The 18,025-nt window shown below is 67.4% G+C and carries 19 protein-coding genes and 1 pseudogene; 14 read left to right on the top strand and 6 right to left on the bottom strand.

Annotated elements, in window-relative coordinates:
- Positions 1–39: 39 nt before the first annotated feature.
- Both dprA and tldD read right to left on the bottom strand, forming a co-directional pair.
- Positions 40–1,176, bottom strand: coding sequence for a DNA-processing protein DprA (gene dprA, locus ACFOM8_RS05745; RefSeq protein ID WP_377760157.1), 1,137 nt, complete (start codon positions 1,174–1,176; stop codon positions 40–42).
- A 65-nt stretch (positions 1,177–1,241) separates the two neighbouring features.
- Positions 1,242–2,663: a metalloprotease TldD gene (tldD, locus tag ACFOM8_RS05740; protein ID WP_377760155.1), complete on the bottom strand. Its 1,422-nt coding sequence runs from the start codon at positions 2,661–2,663 to the stop codon at positions 1,242–1,244.
- 171 nt (positions 2,664–2,834) lie between these two features.
- Here tldD and coxB point away from each other — a divergent pair, with 171 nt between their 5' ends.
- From coxB to ACFOM8_RS05685, 11 genes are all read left to right on the top strand, one after another.
- Positions 2,835–3,737: a cytochrome c oxidase subunit II gene (gene coxB / locus ACFOM8_RS05735; protein WP_377760153.1), complete on the top strand. Its 903-nt coding sequence runs from the start codon at positions 2,835–2,837 to the stop codon at positions 3,735–3,737.
- Between the two features lie 38 nt (positions 3,738–3,775).
- The gene (gene cyoE / locus ACFOM8_RS05730; RefSeq protein ID WP_377760151.1) at positions 3,776–4,693 is read left to right on the top strand and encodes a heme o synthase; all 918 of its coding nucleotides are present in this window, start codon (positions 3,776–3,778) and stop codon (positions 4,691–4,693) included.
- Complete coding sequence (locus ACFOM8_RS05725) at positions 4,693–4,887, top strand: hypothetical protein (protein WP_377760606.1); 195 nt, start codon at positions 4,693–4,695, stop codon at positions 4,885–4,887. Before cyoE ends, ACFOM8_RS05725 begins: the two co-directional genes overlap by 1 nt.
- The gene (locus ACFOM8_RS05720; protein WP_377760150.1) at positions 4,884–5,456 is read left to right on the top strand and encodes a cytochrome c oxidase assembly protein; all 573 of its coding nucleotides are present in this window, start codon (positions 4,884–4,886) and stop codon (positions 5,454–5,456) included. The genes ACFOM8_RS05725 and ACFOM8_RS05720 overlap by 4 nt, the downstream gene beginning before the upstream one ends.
- A 28-nt stretch (positions 5,457–5,484) precedes the next feature.
- Positions 5,485–6,315 carry a cytochrome c oxidase subunit 3 gene (locus ACFOM8_RS05715; protein WP_377760148.1) on the top strand — a complete coding sequence of 277 codons (831 nt, stop codon included), beginning with the start codon at positions 5,485–5,487 and terminating at the stop codon, positions 6,313–6,315.
- A gap of 74 nt (positions 6,316–6,389) precedes the next feature.
- Positions 6,390–7,061 (top strand): SURF1 family protein, encoded by a 672-nt coding sequence (locus ACFOM8_RS05710; protein ID WP_377760146.1) that lies wholly within the window; start codon positions 6,390–6,392, stop codon positions 7,059–7,061.
- Between the two features lie 10 nt (positions 7,062–7,071).
- Positions 7,072–8,448, top strand: coding sequence for a threonine synthase (gene thrC / locus ACFOM8_RS05705; RefSeq protein WP_377760144.1), 1,377 nt, complete (start codon positions 7,072–7,074; stop codon positions 8,446–8,448).
- Positions 8,445–9,719 carry a M16 family metallopeptidase gene (locus ACFOM8_RS05700; protein ID WP_377760142.1) on the top strand — a complete coding sequence of 425 codons (1,275 nt, stop codon included), beginning with the start codon at positions 8,445–8,447 and terminating at the stop codon, positions 9,717–9,719. The genes thrC and ACFOM8_RS05700 overlap by 4 nt, the downstream gene beginning before the upstream one ends.
- The gene (locus ACFOM8_RS05695; RefSeq protein ID WP_377760140.1) at positions 9,719–10,300 is read left to right on the top strand and encodes a GNAT family N-acetyltransferase; all 582 of its coding nucleotides are present in this window, start codon (positions 9,719–9,721) and stop codon (positions 10,298–10,300) included. The genes ACFOM8_RS05700 and ACFOM8_RS05695 overlap by 1 nt, the downstream gene beginning before the upstream one ends.
- Before the next feature lie 9 nt (positions 10,301–10,309).
- Positions 10,310–11,707 (top strand): FAD-binding oxidoreductase, encoded by a 1,398-nt coding sequence (locus tag ACFOM8_RS05690; protein WP_377760138.1) that lies wholly within the window; start codon positions 10,310–10,312, stop codon positions 11,705–11,707.
- Between the two features lie 69 nt (positions 11,708–11,776).
- Positions 11,777–12,016 (top strand): hypothetical protein, encoded by a 240-nt coding sequence (locus tag ACFOM8_RS05685; RefSeq protein WP_377760137.1) that lies wholly within the window; start codon positions 11,777–11,779, stop codon positions 12,014–12,016.
- A gap of 72 nt (positions 12,017–12,088) precedes the next feature.
- On the opposite strand, the gene ACFOM8_RS05680 is transcribed toward ACFOM8_RS05685, so the two are convergent.
- Positions 12,089–12,622 carry an adenine phosphoribosyltransferase gene (locus ACFOM8_RS05680; RefSeq protein ID WP_377760135.1) on the bottom strand — a complete coding sequence of 178 codons (534 nt, stop codon included), beginning with the start codon at positions 12,620–12,622 and terminating at the stop codon, positions 12,089–12,091.
- Complete coding sequence (locus ACFOM8_RS05675; protein WP_377760133.1) at positions 12,619–13,221, bottom strand: flavin reductase family protein; 603 nt, start codon at positions 13,219–13,221, stop codon at positions 12,619–12,621. Before ACFOM8_RS05675 ends, ACFOM8_RS05680 begins: the two co-directional genes overlap by 4 nt.
- Before the next feature lie 124 nt (positions 13,222–13,345).
- Between ACFOM8_RS05675 and ACFOM8_RS05670 the strand changes: the two are divergent.
- Positions 13,346–13,822, top strand: a pseudogene (locus ACFOM8_RS05670) (GNAT family N-acetyltransferase); the annotation flags it as partial.
- A 97-nt stretch (positions 13,823–13,919) separates the two neighbouring features.
- Positions 13,920–14,708 (top strand): EcsC family protein, encoded by a 789-nt coding sequence (locus tag ACFOM8_RS05665; RefSeq protein WP_377760131.1) that lies wholly within the window; start codon positions 13,920–13,922, stop codon positions 14,706–14,708.
- 130 nt (positions 14,709–14,838) lie between these two features.
- On the opposite strand, the gene ACFOM8_RS05660 is transcribed toward ACFOM8_RS05665, so the two are convergent.
- Positions 14,839–16,365: an ATP-dependent DNA helicase gene (locus ACFOM8_RS05660; protein ID WP_377760129.1), complete on the bottom strand. Its 1,527-nt coding sequence runs from the start codon at positions 16,363–16,365 to the stop codon at positions 14,839–14,841.
- Positions 16,366–16,454: 89 nt separating this feature from the next.
- Between ACFOM8_RS05660 and ACFOM8_RS05655 the strand changes: the two genes are divergently transcribed.
- A complete protein-coding gene (locus tag ACFOM8_RS05655; protein WP_377760127.1) occupies positions 16,455–16,661 on the top strand; it encodes a hypothetical protein in 207 nt (68 codons plus the stop codon).
- Positions 16,662–16,673: 12 nt separating this feature from the next.
- Here ACFOM8_RS05655 and ccrA read toward each other — a convergent pair whose 3' ends face one another.
- Positions 16,674–17,960, bottom strand: a complete 1,287-nt coding sequence (gene ccrA, locus ACFOM8_RS05650; RefSeq protein ID WP_377760125.1) for a crotonyl-CoA carboxylase/reductase — start codon at positions 17,958–17,960, stop codon at positions 16,674–16,676.
- Positions 17,961–18,025: the final 65 nt, after the last annotated feature.

The following is an 18,025-nucleotide window of genomic DNA, read 5'->3' as shown; positions in this document are numbered from 1 at the left end:
GTGTCAACCGGGCGAAATCATCCGGCGCGGGTGCGGCCCTCAGCCAAGCGCCAGCCGCCCGCCCGGGACGCGCAGCAGCCGGCCTTGCAGTTCCAGCGACAGGATCGCCGCGCTTGCCGCGGCGGCGGGCAGGCCCAGGTCGCGGATCACGTCGTTTTCATCCGAAGGCGAAGGACCGAGGCGCGACAGGATCCGCGCCTCGATTTCGCCCGCCTCGACCGGTTGGGGGCGGGGGCGGGCAAGGGGGACGGGCGGCGCCGCGGCCGTGTCCAGGGGGTCCGCCTCGCGGCCAAGCGCCGCGCTGACATCGGCAGAGCCGCGCACCAGAAGCGCGCCGTCGCGGATCAGCTGGTTGCAGCCCGAGGCGCGGGCATCCATGGGGTGGCCCGGCACGGCCATCACCTCGCGCCCCTGATCCAGCGCGTTCTTGGCGGTGATCAGCGTTCCCGACCGATGCGCGGCCTCGATCACCACGACGGCCAGCGACAGGCCGGACACGATGCGGTTGCGGGTCGGGAAATGCCGGGCCTGCGGCTCGGTCCCGGGCGGCTGTTCAGACACGAGCGCGCCTTTTTCCGCGATCTGCGCGGCCAGGATGACGTTTTCCGCCGGATAGACGACATCGACCCCGCCCGCCATCACGGCAACTGTGCCGGTCGGCAGGGCCGCGTTGTGGGCGGCGGTGTCGATGCCGCGCGCCAGTCCCGCGACCACCGTGTGCCCGGCCTCGCCCAGTCCCGCCGCCATGCCGCGCGCCATGCGCAGGCCCAGCGAGGACGCGTTGCGCGCGCCGATGACGGCAACGGGGTTCCTGGACAGCCAGGCCGGATCGCCCCGCACCCACAGGATCGGGGGGGCGCCGTCGATGTCCTTCAGGGCAGAGGGATAAAGCGGCGAATCGCAGCGGATCAGCCGGGCGCCGGCCTTGCGGCCCGCCGCCAGTTCCGCCGCCGCCACGCCTTCGGGACAGGCTTCGTAATCGGCGATGCCCGCCGCCGCCGCAATGGCGGGCAGAACCGCCAGCGCGGCGCGCGCGCTGCCGTGTTCGGCGACCAGCCGGTGAAAGGTCGCCGGTCCGACCCGGCGAGAGCGGATGAGCCGGAGGACGGACAGGTCATCGTCCGCCGCCGTCGTGAGGCTTCTGGGTCTTTCGAAAGGGAGATGCCCGGTATCCATGCTGCCTCCGACTCATCCTGGAATCAGCCTAGACCGAAAGACGTTAACAACTGGTTAGCGGCCTGTCAGGCGGCCGAGCCGCCGACCGTCAGCCCGCCGATCAGCAGCGTCGGCTGGCCCACGCCGACCGGCACCCACTGACCCTGCTTGCCGCAGTTGCCGATCCCGGGGTCGAGCGCCATGTCGTTGCCGATGGCGCGGATCTGTTGCAGCGCCGTCGCGCCGTCACCGATCAGCGTGGCCCCCCGGATCGGGTCTCCGACCACGCCGTTCTGGACGCGGTAAGCCTCGGTGCAGGAAAACACGAACTTGCCGTTGGTGATGTCCACCTGGCCGCCGCCGAAGCCCACGGCATAGATGCCGTTCTTCAGATCCGCCAGGATCGCCGCCGGGTCGGCGTTTCCGCCGGGCATGTAGGTGTTGGTCATGCGCGGCATCGGCGCATGGGCGAAGCCTTGGCGCCGCCCGTTTCCGGTCGGCTCCACCCCCATCAGCCGGGCGTTCTGGCGGTCCTGCATGTAGCCCACGAGGATCCCGTCCTCGATCAGCACGTTGCGGGCGGGGGGCATCCCCTCGTCATCGACGCCGATGCTGCCGCGCCGGTCGGGGATGGTGCCGTCGTCGACAACGGTGACGCCCGGCGCCGCGACCCGCCGGCCCATCAGCCCGGCAAAGGCCGAGGCCTTTTTGCGGTTGAAGTCGCCTTCCAACCCGTGGCCCACGGCCTCGTGCAGAAGGATGCCGGGCCAGCCCGGGCCAAGCACCACGTCCATCACGCCAGCCGGGGCGGGGACCGAGCGCAGGTTGACAAGGGCGATGCGCAGGGCCTCGTCCACCGCAGGCCGCCAATGCGCGGGGTCCATCAGCCCGGCCAGGGACACGCGCCCGCCGCCGCCGTGACCGCCGGATTCGCGCCGGTCGTTGTTTTCCACGATCACGCCGACGTTCAGCCGCGCCATGGGGCGGATGTCGGTGGCAAGGCCGCCCTCGGGGCGCAGGATCGCGATCTCCTGCAAGGACGAGGCCAGCGACACCGTGACCTGCACCACGCGCGGATCGCGCGAACGGGCGTAATCGTCGATCTGGCGCAGCAACTCGATCCGGGCGGCGAAGGGGATGCCCTCGGCCGGGTCGGCCGCCATGTAGAGCGGCCGGACCTGCAAGGGCGCGGCAGGGGCCAGGATGCCGCCGCCCGCGCCCACGGCCAGGCGGGCGGTTTCGGCCGCGCGGCGCAGGGCGGGTTCCGAAATCTCGGTCGAATGGGCGTATCCCGTGACCTCGCCCCGGACGGCGCGCAGGCCGAAACCCTGTTCGGCCGTATAGCCGGAATTGCGCAGCCGCCCGTCGTCGAAAACCAGCGATTCCGAAACCGAGCGTTCCAGGAACAGCTCGCCGTCCTCGGCGCCCGCGGTGGCCTCGCGCAGGACGGCCAGCGCGCGGTCGCGGTCCAGGTGGGTGGCGAAAGGGTCGAAGGGGGTGCGGCTCATGGGCGGGGGTCATCTTCCGAAAGCGGCGCGATGCCGGGATTTTGCGCAGGCGGGCTTATGTATCACTTGCCCGTGGGATCGAGATATGGTCATAGAACGGAGATTGTTAAAGGAAAAGGCCCGCCTTGGGGGGCCTGCGGTCGCGCGGCCGCACCAGGATAACGGGATGGAATGATGGCAATAGCGATGATTCGCCGGGGGGTCGCGGCAGGTTCCGGGCTTGCGACAGCGGGAATGATAGCCAGCACTGCCTGGGCGCAGGACGTTCTGGGCGAGCTTCCCACGATCGGCAAGCCGGAACCCAGGGGCGTGAACTTCCAGCCCGCCGCGACGGAACTGGCGCGGGACCAGCAGTGGCTGGACCATTTCGTGCTGATCATCATCACCGTTATCACGGTCTTCGTCTGCCTGCTGCTGCTGGCCGTGATCCTGCGCTACAACAGCCGCTCGAACCCGGTTCCGGCCAAGTTCACGCACAACACCCCGCTGGAGATCGGCTGGACCTTGGTGCCGGTGCTGATCCTGGTGACCATCGGCGCCTTTTCGCTGCCCGCGCTGTTTCGCAGCCAGGAAATGCCCGCCGATCCCGACGTGGTCATCAAGGCCATCGGCAACCAGTGGTACTGGTCCTACGAATACCCGGAAAACGGCCTCAGCTTTGACGCGATCATGCTGACGAAGGAAGAACTGGCCGCGAACGGCTATGCCGAGGATGAGTATCTGCTGGCCACCGACAACGCCGTTGTGGTGCCGGTCGGCCAGACCGTGCTGTTGCAGGTGACCGCCAACGACGTGATCCACAGCTGGACGATCCCGGCCTTTGCCGTGAAACAGGACGCGGTTCCCGGCCGGATCGCGCAGGCCTGGTTCAACGTCGAACAGGAAGGCGTCTATTTCGGCCAGTGCAGCGAGCTTTGCGGCATCAACCACGCCTATATGCCCATCGTCGTGAAGGCGGTCAGCCCCGAGGTTTATGCCGCCTGGGTGGCCGAACAGGGCGGCACCCTGGAGGGGGCCGCAGAGACCGCCGCCGCGCCGGCCGCGACCGGCGTTCAGGTGGCCAAGGCCGACTGACCGGCGGCCGGACCCAGCGACACAGCCAGACGGACGACATGACCGACATCAACGCATACGAAGGCGCCCCCGAGGCAGAGTTCCGCGATTTCGTCGCGCTGCTGAAGCCGCGGGTGATGTCGCTTGTCGTTTTCACGGCCTTTGTGGGGCTGTGGGTCGCGCCGGCGGACGTGCATCCCTTTATCGCCTTCTGCTCGGTCCTGTTCATCGCGCTTGGCGGCGGGGCCTCGGGCGCGCTGAACATGTGGTATGACGCCGACATCGACGCGGTGATGCGGCGCACGCAGAACCGCCCGATCCCGGCAGGCCGGATTGAGGGCGGCTCGGCCCTGGCGCTTGGCGTGATCCTGGCGGGCTTTTCGGTGATGATGCTGGGGTTGGCGGCGAACTGGTTCGCGGCGGGCTTTCTGGCCTTCACCATCTTTTTCTATGCCGTGGTCTACACCATCTGGTTGAAACGCTGGACGCCGCAGAACATCGTGATCGGCGGCGCGGCGGGGGCCTTTCCGCCGATGATCGGCTGGGCCTGCGCGACGGGCGGGATCAGCCTTGAATCGCTGCTGATGTTCGCGCTGATCTTCTTCTGGACGCCGCCGCATTTCTGGGCGCTCGCGCTGTTCATGAAGTCGGATTACCACGAGGCCAAGGTGCCGATGCTGACCGTCACCCATGGCCGCCCGGCCACCCGCCGCCACATCTTCGCCTATACGCTGGTGCTGGCGCCCTTCGCGGTCTGGCTGGGGCTGACCCCGGTTGGCGGGCCGGTCTATCTGGCGGCGTCCATCGTTCTGAACGCGCTGTTCATCCACGGCGGCTGGCAGATCCTGCGCCGGACCGAGGATGCGGCCATCGCCGACGGCTATGCCGTCGAAAAGCGCGTCTTCAAGCTGTCCTTGAACTATCTGTTCCTGCATTTCGTTGCTTTGCTGGTCCAGAACTGGGTGGGGGCGTGGTGATGCCGCTAAACGCCGAGCATGAGATCCACCGCCGCCGCAAGTCGCGCAATGTCGGCCTGGCCGTCGTGCTGGTGGCCTTTATCGCGCTGGTTTTCGGCCTGACCGTGGTCAAGGTCCAGCAGGGCGACATGATGGAGGCCTTCGACCACCAGCCGCGCGTGTCCGAACTGCCGGTCGAAGGAGCGCGCGAATGAGCCGCATGTCCCCCGAGACGAAAACCGTCGCCGTCCTGGTGGGCGTCGTCCTGACCATGGGCGCTCTGGCCTGGGCCGCCGTCCCCTTTTACGACTGGTTCTGCCGCGTCACCGGCTATGGCGGCACCACGCAGGTGTCGCAGGCCTTGTCCGATACGGTTCTGGACGAGGTGATCCGGGTCCGCTTCGACGCCAACGTGGATCCGAACCTCGACTGGACCTTCCGGCCCATGCAGACCAGCATGGAACTGAAGATCGGCGAGAACGGACTGGCCTTCTACGAGGCGATCAACAATTCGGACGTGGCCGTGACCGGCACCGCCAGCTACAACGTCGCGCCGGAAGTGGCGGGCTATTATTTCAGCAAGATCGAATGCTTCTGCTTCACCGAGCAGGTCTTGCAGCCCGGCGAGCGGATCGAGATGCCGGTCAGCTTCTTTGTCGATCCCGAACTTGTGGGCGACCGCGACGCGTCCTGGGTCAGGGACATCACCCTGTCCTACACCTTCCACCGGTCCGAGCCGAAGCAGGCGGTGCTTGACGCCGCCTCGGCCGATAACGTCAACTGAACACACGAGGAGCCGACGGGGACAGCTCATGGCGCACGCAAAGAACCACGATTACCATATCCTTCCGCCGTCGATCTGGCCCTTTGTCGCAGCGATCTCGGCCTTCCTGATGCTTTATGGCGCCGTCGGCTGGATGCATGCGGGCGACGTGAGCCTGCTGGGCATTCCGGTCAGCGGTCCCTGGCTGTTCCTGATCGGCTTTGTCGGCGTGCTGTACGTGATGTACAGCTGGTGGGCCGACGTGGTGCGCGAAAGCCAGGCGGGCGATCACACCCCGGTCGTGCGGATCGGCCTGCAATACGGCTTCATCCTGTTCATCATCTCGGAACTGATGTTCTTCACGGCGTGGTTCTGGAACTTCATCAAGAACGCGATGTATCCGATGGGGCCGGAAAGCCCGATCAAGGACGGCGTCTGGCCGCCCGAAGGCATTGTGACCTTCGATCCCTGGCACCTGCCCTTCATCAACACGCTGATCCTGCTGCTGTCGGGCGTGGCCGTGACCTGGGCGCACCACGCGCTGGTTCATGAAAACGACCGCAAGACCACCATCAACGGCCTGATCGTCGCGGTGATCCTGGGTGTCGTCTTCACGTTCCTGCAAGCCTACGAGTACAGCCACGCGGCCTTTGGCCTGGCCGACACCTCCTACGCGAGCGCCTTTTATCTGGCGACGGGGTTTCACGGCGTGCACGTGGTCATCGGGACGATCTTCCTGGCCGTCTGCCTGCTGCGGATGCTGAACGGCCAGATGAGCCAGGAAAAGCACATCGGCTTCGAGGCCGCCGCCTGGTACTGGCACTTCGTCGACGTGGTCTGGCTGTTCCTGTTCGCCGTGGTCTATATCTGGGGCAGCTGATCCCCGCCCGATCCGAAACGCGACGCGCGGGGACGGACCCCCGCGCGTTTTTCTTTGCGACTGGCTGACCCTTCATGCGCCGCATCCTGTTTCCCCTGATCCTCGGCATCGTCGGCTGCGCCATTCTGGTCCAGCTTGGCCTGTGGCAGTTGCGCCGGATGGAATGGAAGGAAGACATGCTGGCCCGGATCCAGGCCAGCATCGAAGCCGAACCCGTGCCCTTGCCCGCCGCCGTCGATCCCTCGATGAAATACCTGCCCGTGACCGTCAGCGGCACCACCACGGGGGCCGAGATCGACGTGCTGTCCGGCACCAAGGAACGGGGCGGCGGTTATCAGATCGTCTCGCGCTTCATCACCGACGACGGGCGCGCGATCCTGGTGGACCGGGGCTTCGTGCCGCAGGAACTGCGCCATGCCGAACGCGGCCCCACGCGCCTGACGGTGCGCGGCAACCTGCACTGGCCCGATGAAAAGGGCAGCGCCACGCCCGAGCCGAACCTGGACGAAAACATCTGGTTCGCCCGCGACGTTCCCGCCATGGCTGCCGCGCTGGACACCGAACCCGTTCTGGTCGTCGCCAGCTTCGTCGAGGGCGACGCCCAGGGGGTCGAGCCGATCCCCGTCGCCGTCGAGGGAATCCCCAACAACCACCTGTCCTATGCCGTGCAATGGTTCCTGATCGCGGCAACCTGGGCAGGGATGACAGTCGCCCTGATCTGGCGTATCAGGCAGCGGAAATACTGAGGGGACAGGAATGCGCTACGTCTCGACGCGGGGAAAGGCCCCGGTTCTGAACTTCGAAGGGGCGATGCTTTCGGGCCTGGCCCGAGACGGCGGCCTGTATCTGCCCGAGACGATCCCGGCATTCGGCGGCCTGAACGACCTGGACGGCCTGCCTTACGAGGAAGTGGCCTTCCGCGTCATCCGCCCCTTCACCGGCGACAGCTTCAGCGACGCCGAACTGCGCGGCGCCATCGACCGCGCTTATGCGCGGATCGAACACGCCGCCAAGGCGCCGCTGCGCCAGCTTGCCCCCGGCCACCACCTGCTGGAGCTGTTCCACGGCCCGACCCTGGCCTTCAAGGACTTCGCGATGCAGCTCATCGCGCAACTGTTTCAGATCGCGCTGAAGCGGTCGGGGCAGCGGATCACCATTGTCGGCGCGACCTCGGGCGACACGGGATCGGCGGCCATCGAGGCCTTCAAGGGCATCGACAACGTGGACGTGTTCATCATGTTCCCCCATGGCCGCGTCAGCGAGGTGCAGCGCCGCCAGATGACCACGCCCGACGCGGCGAACGTCCATGCGCTTGCCGTGACGGGGCATTTCGACGACTGCCAGGCGCGGCTGAAGGATCTGTTCAACGACCACACCTTCCGCGACGGGGTGGGGCTTGCGGGCGTCAACAGCATCAACTGGGCGCGCGTGGTGGCGCAGATCGTTTATTACTTCACCGCGACCGCCAGCCTGGGAATGCGGGACACGGATTTCACCGTTCCCACCGGCAATTTCGGCGACATCTTCGCGGGAAGCGTCGCCCGCGCCATGGGCCTGCCGATCCGCCGCCTGATCGTGGCGACGAACCAGAACGACATCCTGCACCGCGCGCTGGCCACGGGCGAATACCGGGTGGGCACGGTGGAACCCTCGATCAGCCCGTCCATGGACATCCAGGTCAGCTCCAACTTCGAACGGGCGCTGTATGGGGCCTATGGCGGCGACACCGCGGCGATCGCGCAACTGATGGACGAACTGCGCGGGGGCGGCTTCGCCATCAGCCAGGGCGCGCTGCAAGCCCTGCGCGAGCAATACCTGTCGGGCCGCGTGTCCGAGGACGAAACGCTGGCGATGATCCGCACCATCCGCGCGGAAACCGGGGAAATCCTTTGCCCCCACAGCGCCGTGGGCGTGGCCGTCGCGCGCCAGCACGTCGAGCCGGGCGTGCCCATGGTGACGCTGGCCACCGCCCATCCGGCCAAGTTCCCCGACGCCGTGGAGGCCGCCATCGGTGTCCGCCCCCCGCTGCCGCCGCATATGCAAACCCTGTTTGACCTGCCCGAACGGGTGACGCGGGTTGAAAACGACGTGCAGGCGCTTAAATCGCTGATCCTTGACCGGAGAACCCAGTGAACCAAGACCCCAACCTGCACGTCACGACCCTGCCCAACGGATTGCGCGTCGCCACGCGCCTGATGCCGGGGCTGCATTCCACCGCCCTCGGCATCTGGGTCAATGCGGGGGGGCGCAACGAACGTCCCGAACAGAACGGCATCGCCCATTTTCTGGAACACATGGCCTTCAAGGGCACCGCGACCCGCACCGCCCTGCAAATCGCCGAGGCGATCGAGGACGTGGGCGGCTATATCAATGCCTATACCTCGCGCGATGCGACGGCCTATTACGTCCGCGTGCTGGAGGATGACGTCGATCTGGCCTTCGACGTGATGTCCGACATCGTGCTGAACCCGGTGTTCGACGAACGCGAGATCGAGGTCGAGCGCGGCGTGATCCTGCAAGAGATCGGGCAGTCGATGGACACGCCCGACGACATCATCTTCGATTGGCTGCAAGAGGCCGCTTATCCCAACCAGCCGATGGGCCGCACCATCCTTGGCCCCGCCGAACGCGTCAGCCGCTTCGGCCGCGCCGACTTGGCGGGGTTCGTCGCGGAAAACTACGGCCCCGGCCAGATGATCGTGGCCGCGGCCGGGGCGGTCGATCACGACCGCATTGTGCGGCTGGCCGAACGCGCCTTCGGCCACCTTGCGCCGATCACGCAGGCCCCGCGCGAGGCCGCCCGCTGGCAGGGCCTGGAAACCCGCAAGGTCAAGCGGCTGGAACAGGCCCATTTCGCCCTGGCGCTGGAAGGCCCGGGCTATCTGGCGCCCGATTTCTATGCCGCGCAGATTTTCTCGTCGGCCCTGGGCGGGGGCATGTCCTCGCGCCTGTTCCAGAAAATCCGCGAGGAACGGGGGCTGTGCTACACGATCTTCGCGCAGTCGGGCTTTCACGACGACACCGGGATGCTGACCATCTATGCCGGGACGGGGGCCGAGGATCTGGCCGATCTCTCGACCCTGACCATCGACGAGATGAAGCGTGCCGCCGCCGACATGTCCGAGGCCGAGGTCGCCCGGGCCAAGGCGCAGTTGCGCGCCAGCCTGCTGATGTCGCTGGAAAGCCCCTCGGCCCAGGCCGAGCGCATGGCGCGGACCCTGGCGATCTGGGGTCGCGTGCCGGATGCCGCCGAGGTCGCGGACCGCATCGCCGCCGTCACCGTGGCCGAGGTGCGCGCCCATGCCGAGAGCCTGATCGGGCAGGCCCGCCCGGCCCTGGCGCTTTACGGTCCCGTCAAGGCCGCGCCCGCCTTGGACGCCCTGGCCGAAAGGCTTGCCGCCTGATGTTCCTGCGCGGCCGTCCCGTCAGGTTGGAAACCGAACGGATCGTGCTGCGCTTGCCGTCCCATGCGGATTTCCACGCCTGGGTGTCGCTGCGCCAGTCCAGCCGGGATTTCCTGACACCCTGGGAACCCGTCTGGTCGCCCGACCACCTGACCCGGAAAAGCTTCGTGAACCGCGTCTACTGGGCCGCCCGCGCCAGCCGGGGCGGCACGGCGCTGCCCTTGTTCCTGGTGCGCCGCGACGGCATCCTGCTGGGCGCGATCACGCTGGACAACATCCGCCGCGGCCCCGCGCAGTCTGGCACCATCGGCTACTGGATCGGCCAGCCGCACGCGCGGCAGGGATACATGCGCGAAGCCATCGGCATCCTGGTCCACCATGCGTTCACCGCCATGGATCTGAGCCGCGTCGAGGCCGCATGCCTGCCGGAAAACGCCGCCTCGCGCGGCGTTCTGGAAAAGTCGGGCTTCAAGTATGAAGGCGTCGCGCAAAGCTATCTTCAGATCGACGGGCGCTGGCGGAACCATGTGCTTTACGCGAACCTGCGCGGCGACCGGCGCGGCCGCTCGGACGCGCGATAGGACAACACCATGCTGAACGACGCCACCGACGCCCTTGTCCCCCTTCTGCCCGAAGGCGTGCTGCGCGACATCGGTCCCGCCTATCTGGAGGAACCGCGCGGGCGCTACAAGGGCCGGGCCGGGCTGGTCGCCGCCCCCCGCACGGTCGAGGAGGCGGCCGCCATCGTCAGCGCCTGCGCCCGCGCGGGCGTGCCCATCGTCCCGCGCGGCGGCGGCACCGGCCTGGTGGGCGGCCAGGTCATGCCCGACGGCACGGTGCCCTTGCTGCTGTCGCTGGAGCGCATGAACCGGATCCGCGCGGTCTATCCCGAGGAAGGCGTGATCGTGGCCGAGGCGGGCGCGACCCTGCAACAGGTCCGCGAGGCTGCGGCCAAGGCCGGGCGGCAGTTCCCGCTGGCGCTGGCCTCGGGCGGGACGGCGCAGGTCGGGGGGGTGCTTGCCACAAATGCGGGCGGCGTGAACGTGCTGCGCTATGGCAATGCCCGCGCCCTCTGCCTGGGGATCGAGGCGGTCCTGCCGCAGGGCCAGGTGATGCGCGACCTCAAGCGGTTGCGCAAGGACAACACCGGCTACGACATCCGCGACCTGCTGATCGGGGCCGAGGGCACGCTGGGCATCATCACCGCCGCGTCGCTGGTGCTGGCCCCGGTCCCGCCCGAAGTCGGCGTGGCGATGCTGGTGGTCGAATCGCCCGAGGCCGCGCTGACCCTGCTGTCCCTGGCCCAGGCCCGGATGGCGGGGGGCGTGACCGCGTTCGAGCTGATCTCGGGGCAGGGGCTGCGCTTCCTGGACGCGGCCTTCCCCGACCTGCGCCAGCCCTTCGCCGACCGCCCCGACTGGCTGGCCCTGATCGAGGTCGGCCTGCCATCCGGCCTGTCGGCGGATGACGCGCTTGAAGGCCTGTTCACCGAGGCCGCCGAAACCGGGCTGGCCAGCGACGGCGTGATCGCCCGATCCGGCCAGCAGGCCGCAGACCTGTGGGCAATCCGCGAGACGATCCCCGAAGGCAACCGCCACATCGGCGCTATCGCCAGCCACGACATCAGCCTGCCCTTGTCGGAAATCGCCGGCTTCATCCGCGATTGCAGCGCCATGCTGTCGGGCATGGCCGACCTGCGCATCAACTGCTTCGGCCACCTGGGCGACGGCAACCTGCACTTCAACCTGTTCCCGGCAGAGGGCAAGACCCGCGATGCCTATGACAACATCCGCAAGGGCCTGTCGCGCGCGGTGCACGAGATGGTCTTGGCCCGCGGCGGGTCGTTTTCCGCCGAACACGGGGTCGGGCGGTTGAAGGTGGCGGAACTGGCGGAATGGGGCGATCCCGCGCGGCTGGCGGCGATGCGGGCGATCAAGGACGCGCTGGACCCGGCGGGGATCATGAATCCGGGGGTGATCCTGGTATGAGCTGCTTTCCTTCGAACTTGTGACGCACCAACCGCCAGAGTAACGTTTCACCAACGGATATTTTTTCAAATGGGCATTGTTGTGAAGGTCTTATCGAAATGCCTGAACTTCGCGGGCGCACTTGCGGCACTTGTGTCGGGACTCCTTTGGTGGATGTCCGCTTCCAATGCAAAGCTTGCCGTGGATCCGAATGCTGCCATTTTCGCCGACAAGCTTAACGTGCTGGCGCTTGATCTGAATGTTCAGGCGGGGCTTTGCGCAGCGTTGTCGGCGCTATTGATCGCCATTGCCGGCATGTTGGACAACTGAGGAAAGTCGCGTCCCTGCCGTCGTTTTCTGCGCGGGCATAAAGGCTTTCCGCGGGCAGTCGTCTGCCTGCCCTTATTCTCCTTCAAACGCCGTCAGCGCATGAACCTCATGGCCCAATCCCTCAAGCACCCTCCGGCCGCCCAGATCCGGCAGGTCGATCACGAAAGCGCAGCCCACCACCTTCGCCCCAAGCCGCTCGCACAGCGTGATTCCCGCCGCCGCCGTGCCGCCGGTGGCCAGCAGGTCGTCCACGATCAGCACGCGTTCGCCCGGCTTCAAGGCGTCGTCATGGACCTCGACCACGGCCTCGCCGTATTCCAGCTGATAGGCCTGGGAAATCACCGCGCCCGGCAGCTTGCCCTTCTTGCGGATCGGCACAAAGCCGGTGGAAAGCTGGTGCGCCACCGCGCCGCCCAGGATGAAGCCGCGCGCCTCCAGCCCCACCACCTTGTCGATCCGCGCGCCCGCATAGGGGGCCAGCAACTGATCAACCGCGATGCGGAAGCCGCGTGCATCCGCGAACAGGGTGGTCACGTCGCGGAACAGGATCCCCTCGTGCGGGAAATCGGCAATGGTGCGGATATAATCCTTGACGTTCATGCTCATGCAGGGCGGTCCATCTGGAACAACTCGGTGACGGCCGCATAATCCTTGTAGCCGAGCCGCGCAATCCAGCCGCCCGCCGCGCGCGGGTCGAAGCGGCCGTCCACCAAGCAGTCGTCGCGGATATGCACGCCCGTCACCACCCCGAAGACGACATAATTCGCCTCGCCCGCAAGCGGCAGGATCCGGGTCATCCGGCATTCCAGCGCCGCGGCGGCACCGGCCACACGGGGGCAGGCAATGGTTGCGCATTCCGCGGCCCCGATCCCAGCGGCCTGGAATTCGTTGGTGCCGGCGGGCAGGGGGGCCGAACTGGCGTTCACCTGGTCGCGCAGGTCGCCCGTGGCGATGTTGACGCAGAAGACCCCGCTTTCGATGATCTGGGCCACGCTGTCCTTTGTGCCGTTGCGGTCGGACTTGGCGCTGGTCGAGGCGAACATCACCTGCGGCGGGACGTACGCCACCGCGTTGAAAAAGGAATAGGGCGCCAGGTTGTCGCCCGCCGATCCGCGCGTGGAAATCCAGCCGATCGGGCGGGGGGCGACAAGGGCGTTGAAGGGGTTGTGGGGCAGCCCGTGGCCGGACTCGGGGCGGTAGAACATCGCGGGCCTCCTGTTTGCGCCGGGCCAACCTGCCATCCCTGACACCGTGCCGCAATGTCCCGGTGGCATGTTTCATCACCGGCAAGCCCATGCTAAGGGCCGCGAAGATCCGACAGGAGGCGCGATGTACGAGATCTGCCCCGAAACGCCCGCCGACGAACCCGAGGTCGAGGCGCTCTATGACCTGTGCTTCGCGCCCGGGCGGACCGCGCTGTCGTCCTATCGCCTGCGCGACGGGGTGCCCAAGGTGGCCGACCTGTGCCTTGTGCTGCGCGCGGACGGGATCCTGCTGGCCGCGATCCGCTTCTGGCCGGTCCGCGTGGCGGGCAGGCCGGTGCTGCTGCTGGGACCGATCGCGGTTCATCCGACCGCCCAGGGCGAGGGGCTTGGCGGCTTGCTGATGCGCGACAGCCTGGCGCGGGCCCGCAAGCTGGGATGGGGCAGGGTGCTGCTGGTGGGGGACGCCCCCTATTACGGCCGCTTCGGGTTCGCCAAGCTAGACCGCGTGGTGATGCCGCCGCCCACGAACCCCGACCGAGTGCTGGGGCTGGAACTTCGTCCCGGTGCCTGGGTTGATGTGGCGGGAGCGGTGACGCGCGAAACCTCGCCCGGCGTGCTGGACGGCAGGGCGGAAATGTCGCGCGGGACCAATGCCCTGTCGGCCTGTGTCACGGTCGACCACCCACAAGAGGATACCGATGGCGACCAATCCGCAACTGGTGCTTCCGCCGATCAATGACCCTTCGGTCCATGCGCAGATCGACCGTCTGGCGCGGCGATACCTGGATGCCGGCGGCCTGGGGATGGAGATCATGTCGGTTGTCGGCAACAGCGCCGAGGGACTGATCGAAAAGCTGCCGGGCTTCGTGCGCAACCGCATGGACCGCATCACCCGCGCGGCGTTGAACCGGGCCTTCGCGGCGGCGACCACCTCGCGGCGGATGGTGCGCGACCGGGGCGACTGGTTCAACCGCATGGCCTCGACGGTCAGCGGGGCGGCGGGGGGCGTGGGCGGCTTTGCGGGCGCCATGATCGAGCTGCCCTTCACGATCACGCTGCTGCTGCGGGCCATGCTGGACATCGCGGTGGAACACGGCCTGGACCCCGACAGCGAGGAAGTGCGCATGGAATGCCTGCGCATCTTCGCCGCCGCGGGTCCAATGGCCGAGGATGACACGACCGACCTGGGCCTGCTGGCCGCGCGCATGTCGGTGACGGGACAAACGGTGCAGGGGCTGATCAGCCGCGTGGCGCCGCGCCTGTCGGTGTCGATGGGACAGAAGCTGGCCGCGCAGGCCGCGCCGATCTTCGGCGCCGTGGTGGGCGCCTCGATCAACTATACCTTCGCGCGCTATTACCAGGAACTGGCCCGGGTCCATTTCGGCATCATGCGCCTGTCCCGCGAGACCGGCATCCCCAAGGAGGCCCTGGTCGAGGCGCTGCGCCTGGCCATCGAACGCCTGGACCACCGCAAGGCCGCGCGCTGATCCCTTCGGATTTGCCCAAGCACTCCTGGGGCTTCCGAACGCCCGGAAAAGGTCCGGCGGACCTTTTTCAGCAAGGAAGGGGCCGGCAGGCCCGAGCGGGAGGCGGAGCGCCTTTGGCTGCCGCGGGACGCTATTCTTCCTCGGACGCCAGGGCCAGAACCGCAGCCGGGGCATCCAGGTCGTCCGTTCCCAGCGGCATCGCGGGGCGCGCCAGCCGCGCCTTCGTCACCCAGAACAGCCGTTCCTGCGCGCGGGTGATGGCGACATAGGCCAGGCGCTTCCACAAGGGGATGCCCGCCTCGCTGCGGTTGGACCAGGCGGCGGCGCTGATGTCGGGACCGAAGACCTGGACCGCGGGCCATTGCGAACCTTGCGACTTGTGGATCGTCACCGCCGCGCCGTGCAGAAAGGTCGCGCCCATGCGCGCGGCAAAGGGGATGAAGGGTTCGTCTTCGTCCGGCAGTTCGATCTTGACGATGCTGGCGGCGGACAGGCGCGGATCCTCGGCCCCGATCACATGGAGGCGCGAAAAGCCGGGCTTGCGGCCCGGACCCAGATAAACCACCTGAGCGCCCTTGATCAGCCCCCGCGCTTCCAGGTCGATGCGTTTCTTGCGGTGCTTCAGCGGCAGTTCCAGACCGTCGCAGATCAACGGCTCGCCCGGCAGCAGGGCGTCGCCCGGCGCTCCGAAGGCGCTGCGGAAGGCATGGATCAGCCGGATGCGCGTGGCGTTGCGCCAAACCAGCACCGGGCTGCGCGCCATCAGGTCGCTTTCCACGCGCTCGGCCCAGACCACGCGGTCGTCGCGCCGGGCGGCCGCGCGGATCATGCTTTCGAAGCCTTCGAAGGACAGCGCCTCGTCGGACAGGGCGTGGGCCAGATCCAGGATCGGACTGTCGTCGGCCTGCCGGTGGATGCGGTTCAGGATCAGCCGCTGCGACGGGGCCAGCTTGTCGAAGACCATCTCCCCCGACTGGCCCACGGGGGCAAGCTGTGCGGGGTCGCCGAACAGGACCAGGATCGGGAAGATCTCGCGCAGATCCTCGAACTGTTTTTCGTCCAGCATGGATGCTTCGTCGATCAGCCCCACATCCAGCGCATCCTCGCGCCGTTTCCAGCCGCGGATGAAATCCGACCCGCGCAGGCCCGCCGCGGCCAGCGCGCCGGGAATCGAGGCGTTCTGGTCGAAAAAGGCCTTGGCCCGGTCCAGCGCGGCGTCGGTCATCCCCTCGACCGCGGGCCGGTCGCCGGTGCCGCTCAGCCATTCGGCCAGCTTTTCGTATTCGGGATCGTAAACGGGGGTATAGAGGATCCGGTGGATCGTCGTCGCGGGCACGCCGCGCATCCGCAGCACGAAGGCCGCCTTGTTGGTGGGCGCCAGGATCGCCACGCTGCGCCGGTCCTTGCGGCGGCGGCCCTCGTAGTCGCCGCTGACCACCTCGACCCCCGCGCCGCGCAGGGCCTTGGTGATCTGCGACAACAGCAGCGTCTTGCCCGATCCGGCCTTGCCGATCACCGCCATCACCCGGCCCTTGCCGGGCTGCGGGGGCCGCACCTCCTTGGCGATCAGGTCGATGCCGGCGGCGCCGAACGTCTCGGCCAGGGCGTCCCAGGCGTCGGCCTGGTCGGGGGACAGGGTGGGGGCGGGGGCGCTCATGGCCCTCGTCTAGCGCGCTCCGCGGCGATTGCCCATGCAACTTTTTCGCCGCCCGCGCGTGTATGGAGGATCATCGGAAGGAACGCGCGATGATCGAACTGTTCTTTGTCACCTGCCTGATCAGCGATCCGCAACGCTGCACCGAACACAGCCTGCTGTTCGAGGAGCGGAACGGCCTGTTCACGTGCCTGCTGGAAGGTCAGAACGAGCTGGCGCGATGGGTCGCCGCCCACCCGGACGACCACGTGGTCGAATGGAAGTGCCGCCGGCCCGAGACAGGCGACACGCAGATTTAGATTTGAATCGCCTCAGCGGCGGGCTTCCAGCGCATCCTCGAAGGTCCGCAGCCCGGTCACGGGGGCCTGGACCAGCACCGCCATGTTGCCGGGCTTGTGCTGGTTCTTCATCATCTTCACATGCGCGGCAGGAATTTCGGCCCAGGGGAACACCTCGGACATGCAGGGATCCAGGCGGCGTTCCAGCATCAGCCTGTTGGCGGCGCTGGCCTGCTTCAGATGCGCGAAATGCGACCCCTGGATGCGCTTCTGGTGCATCCACAGGTAACGCACGTCGAAGGTGCAGTTGAAGCCCGTGGTGCCCGCGCAGATCACCACCATGCCGCCCTTCTTGCACACAAAGGTCGAAACCGGGAAGGTCGCCTCGCCCGGATGCTCGAAAACGATGTCGACATTGTTGCCCTTGCCGGTGATGTCCCAGATGGCCTTGCCGAACTTGCGGACCTCGTTGAACCAGGCCTTGTATTCGGGCGTGTTCACGGTGGGCAACTGGCCCCAGCAGTTGAATTCCTTGCGGTTGATGACGCCCTTGGCGCCCAGGCCCAGAACGAAGTCGCGTTTGTCCTCCTCGCTGATGACGCCGATGGCGTTGCCGCCCGCCGCGTTGATCAGCTGGATGGCATAGGAACCGAGCCCGCCCGAGGCGCCCCAGACCAGCACGTTCATGCCGGGCTTCAGCTCGTGCGGCTCGTGCCCGAACAGCATCCGGTATGCGGTGGCCAGCGTCAGGGTGTAGCAGGCCGATTCCTCCCAGGTCAGGTGCTTGGGGCGCGGCATCAGCTGCTGGGACTGAACGCGGGTGAACTGGGCGAAGCTGCCGTCGGGCGTTTCATAGCCCCAGATGCGCTGCGTGGGCGAATACATCGGGTCGCCGCCGTTGCATTCCTCGTCGTCGCCGTCGTCCTGGTTGCAGTGGATGACGACCTCGTCGCCGACCTTCCAGCGCTTAACCTTGTCGCCCACCGCCCAGACGATCCCCGAGGCGTCCGATCCGGCGATGTGATAGGGTTGCTTGTGAACATCGAACATGCTGATCGGCACGCCCAGGCCCGCCCAGATGCCGTTGTAGTTGACGCCCGCCGCCATCACCAGGACCAGCACCTCGTTGCTGTCTATGGCCGGGGTTTCGACGACCTCCAGCCGCATGGCCTGATCCGGTTCGCCCTGGCGCTCTTGGCGGATCGCCCAGGCGTGCATCCGAGCGGGCACATGGCCCAGGGGCGGCATCTCGCCGATGTCGTAGAGATCCTTCACGGGCGCGTCGTAGGGGGCGATCGGAGTGGGGGAATCGAGGGCCATCAGCTTCTCCTGCATCTGCTGCGGCGCAGAATCGCCGCCGTGTGATCCCAGAGGTAAGTGATGAT

Origin of the sequence: Paracoccus angustae, assembly GCF_042648745.1 — a bacterium.
GTDB lineage: Bacteria > Pseudomonadota > Alphaproteobacteria > Rhodobacterales > Rhodobacteraceae > Paracoccus > Paracoccus angustae.
This window is presented reverse-complemented; position numbering and strand designations above follow the sequence as displayed.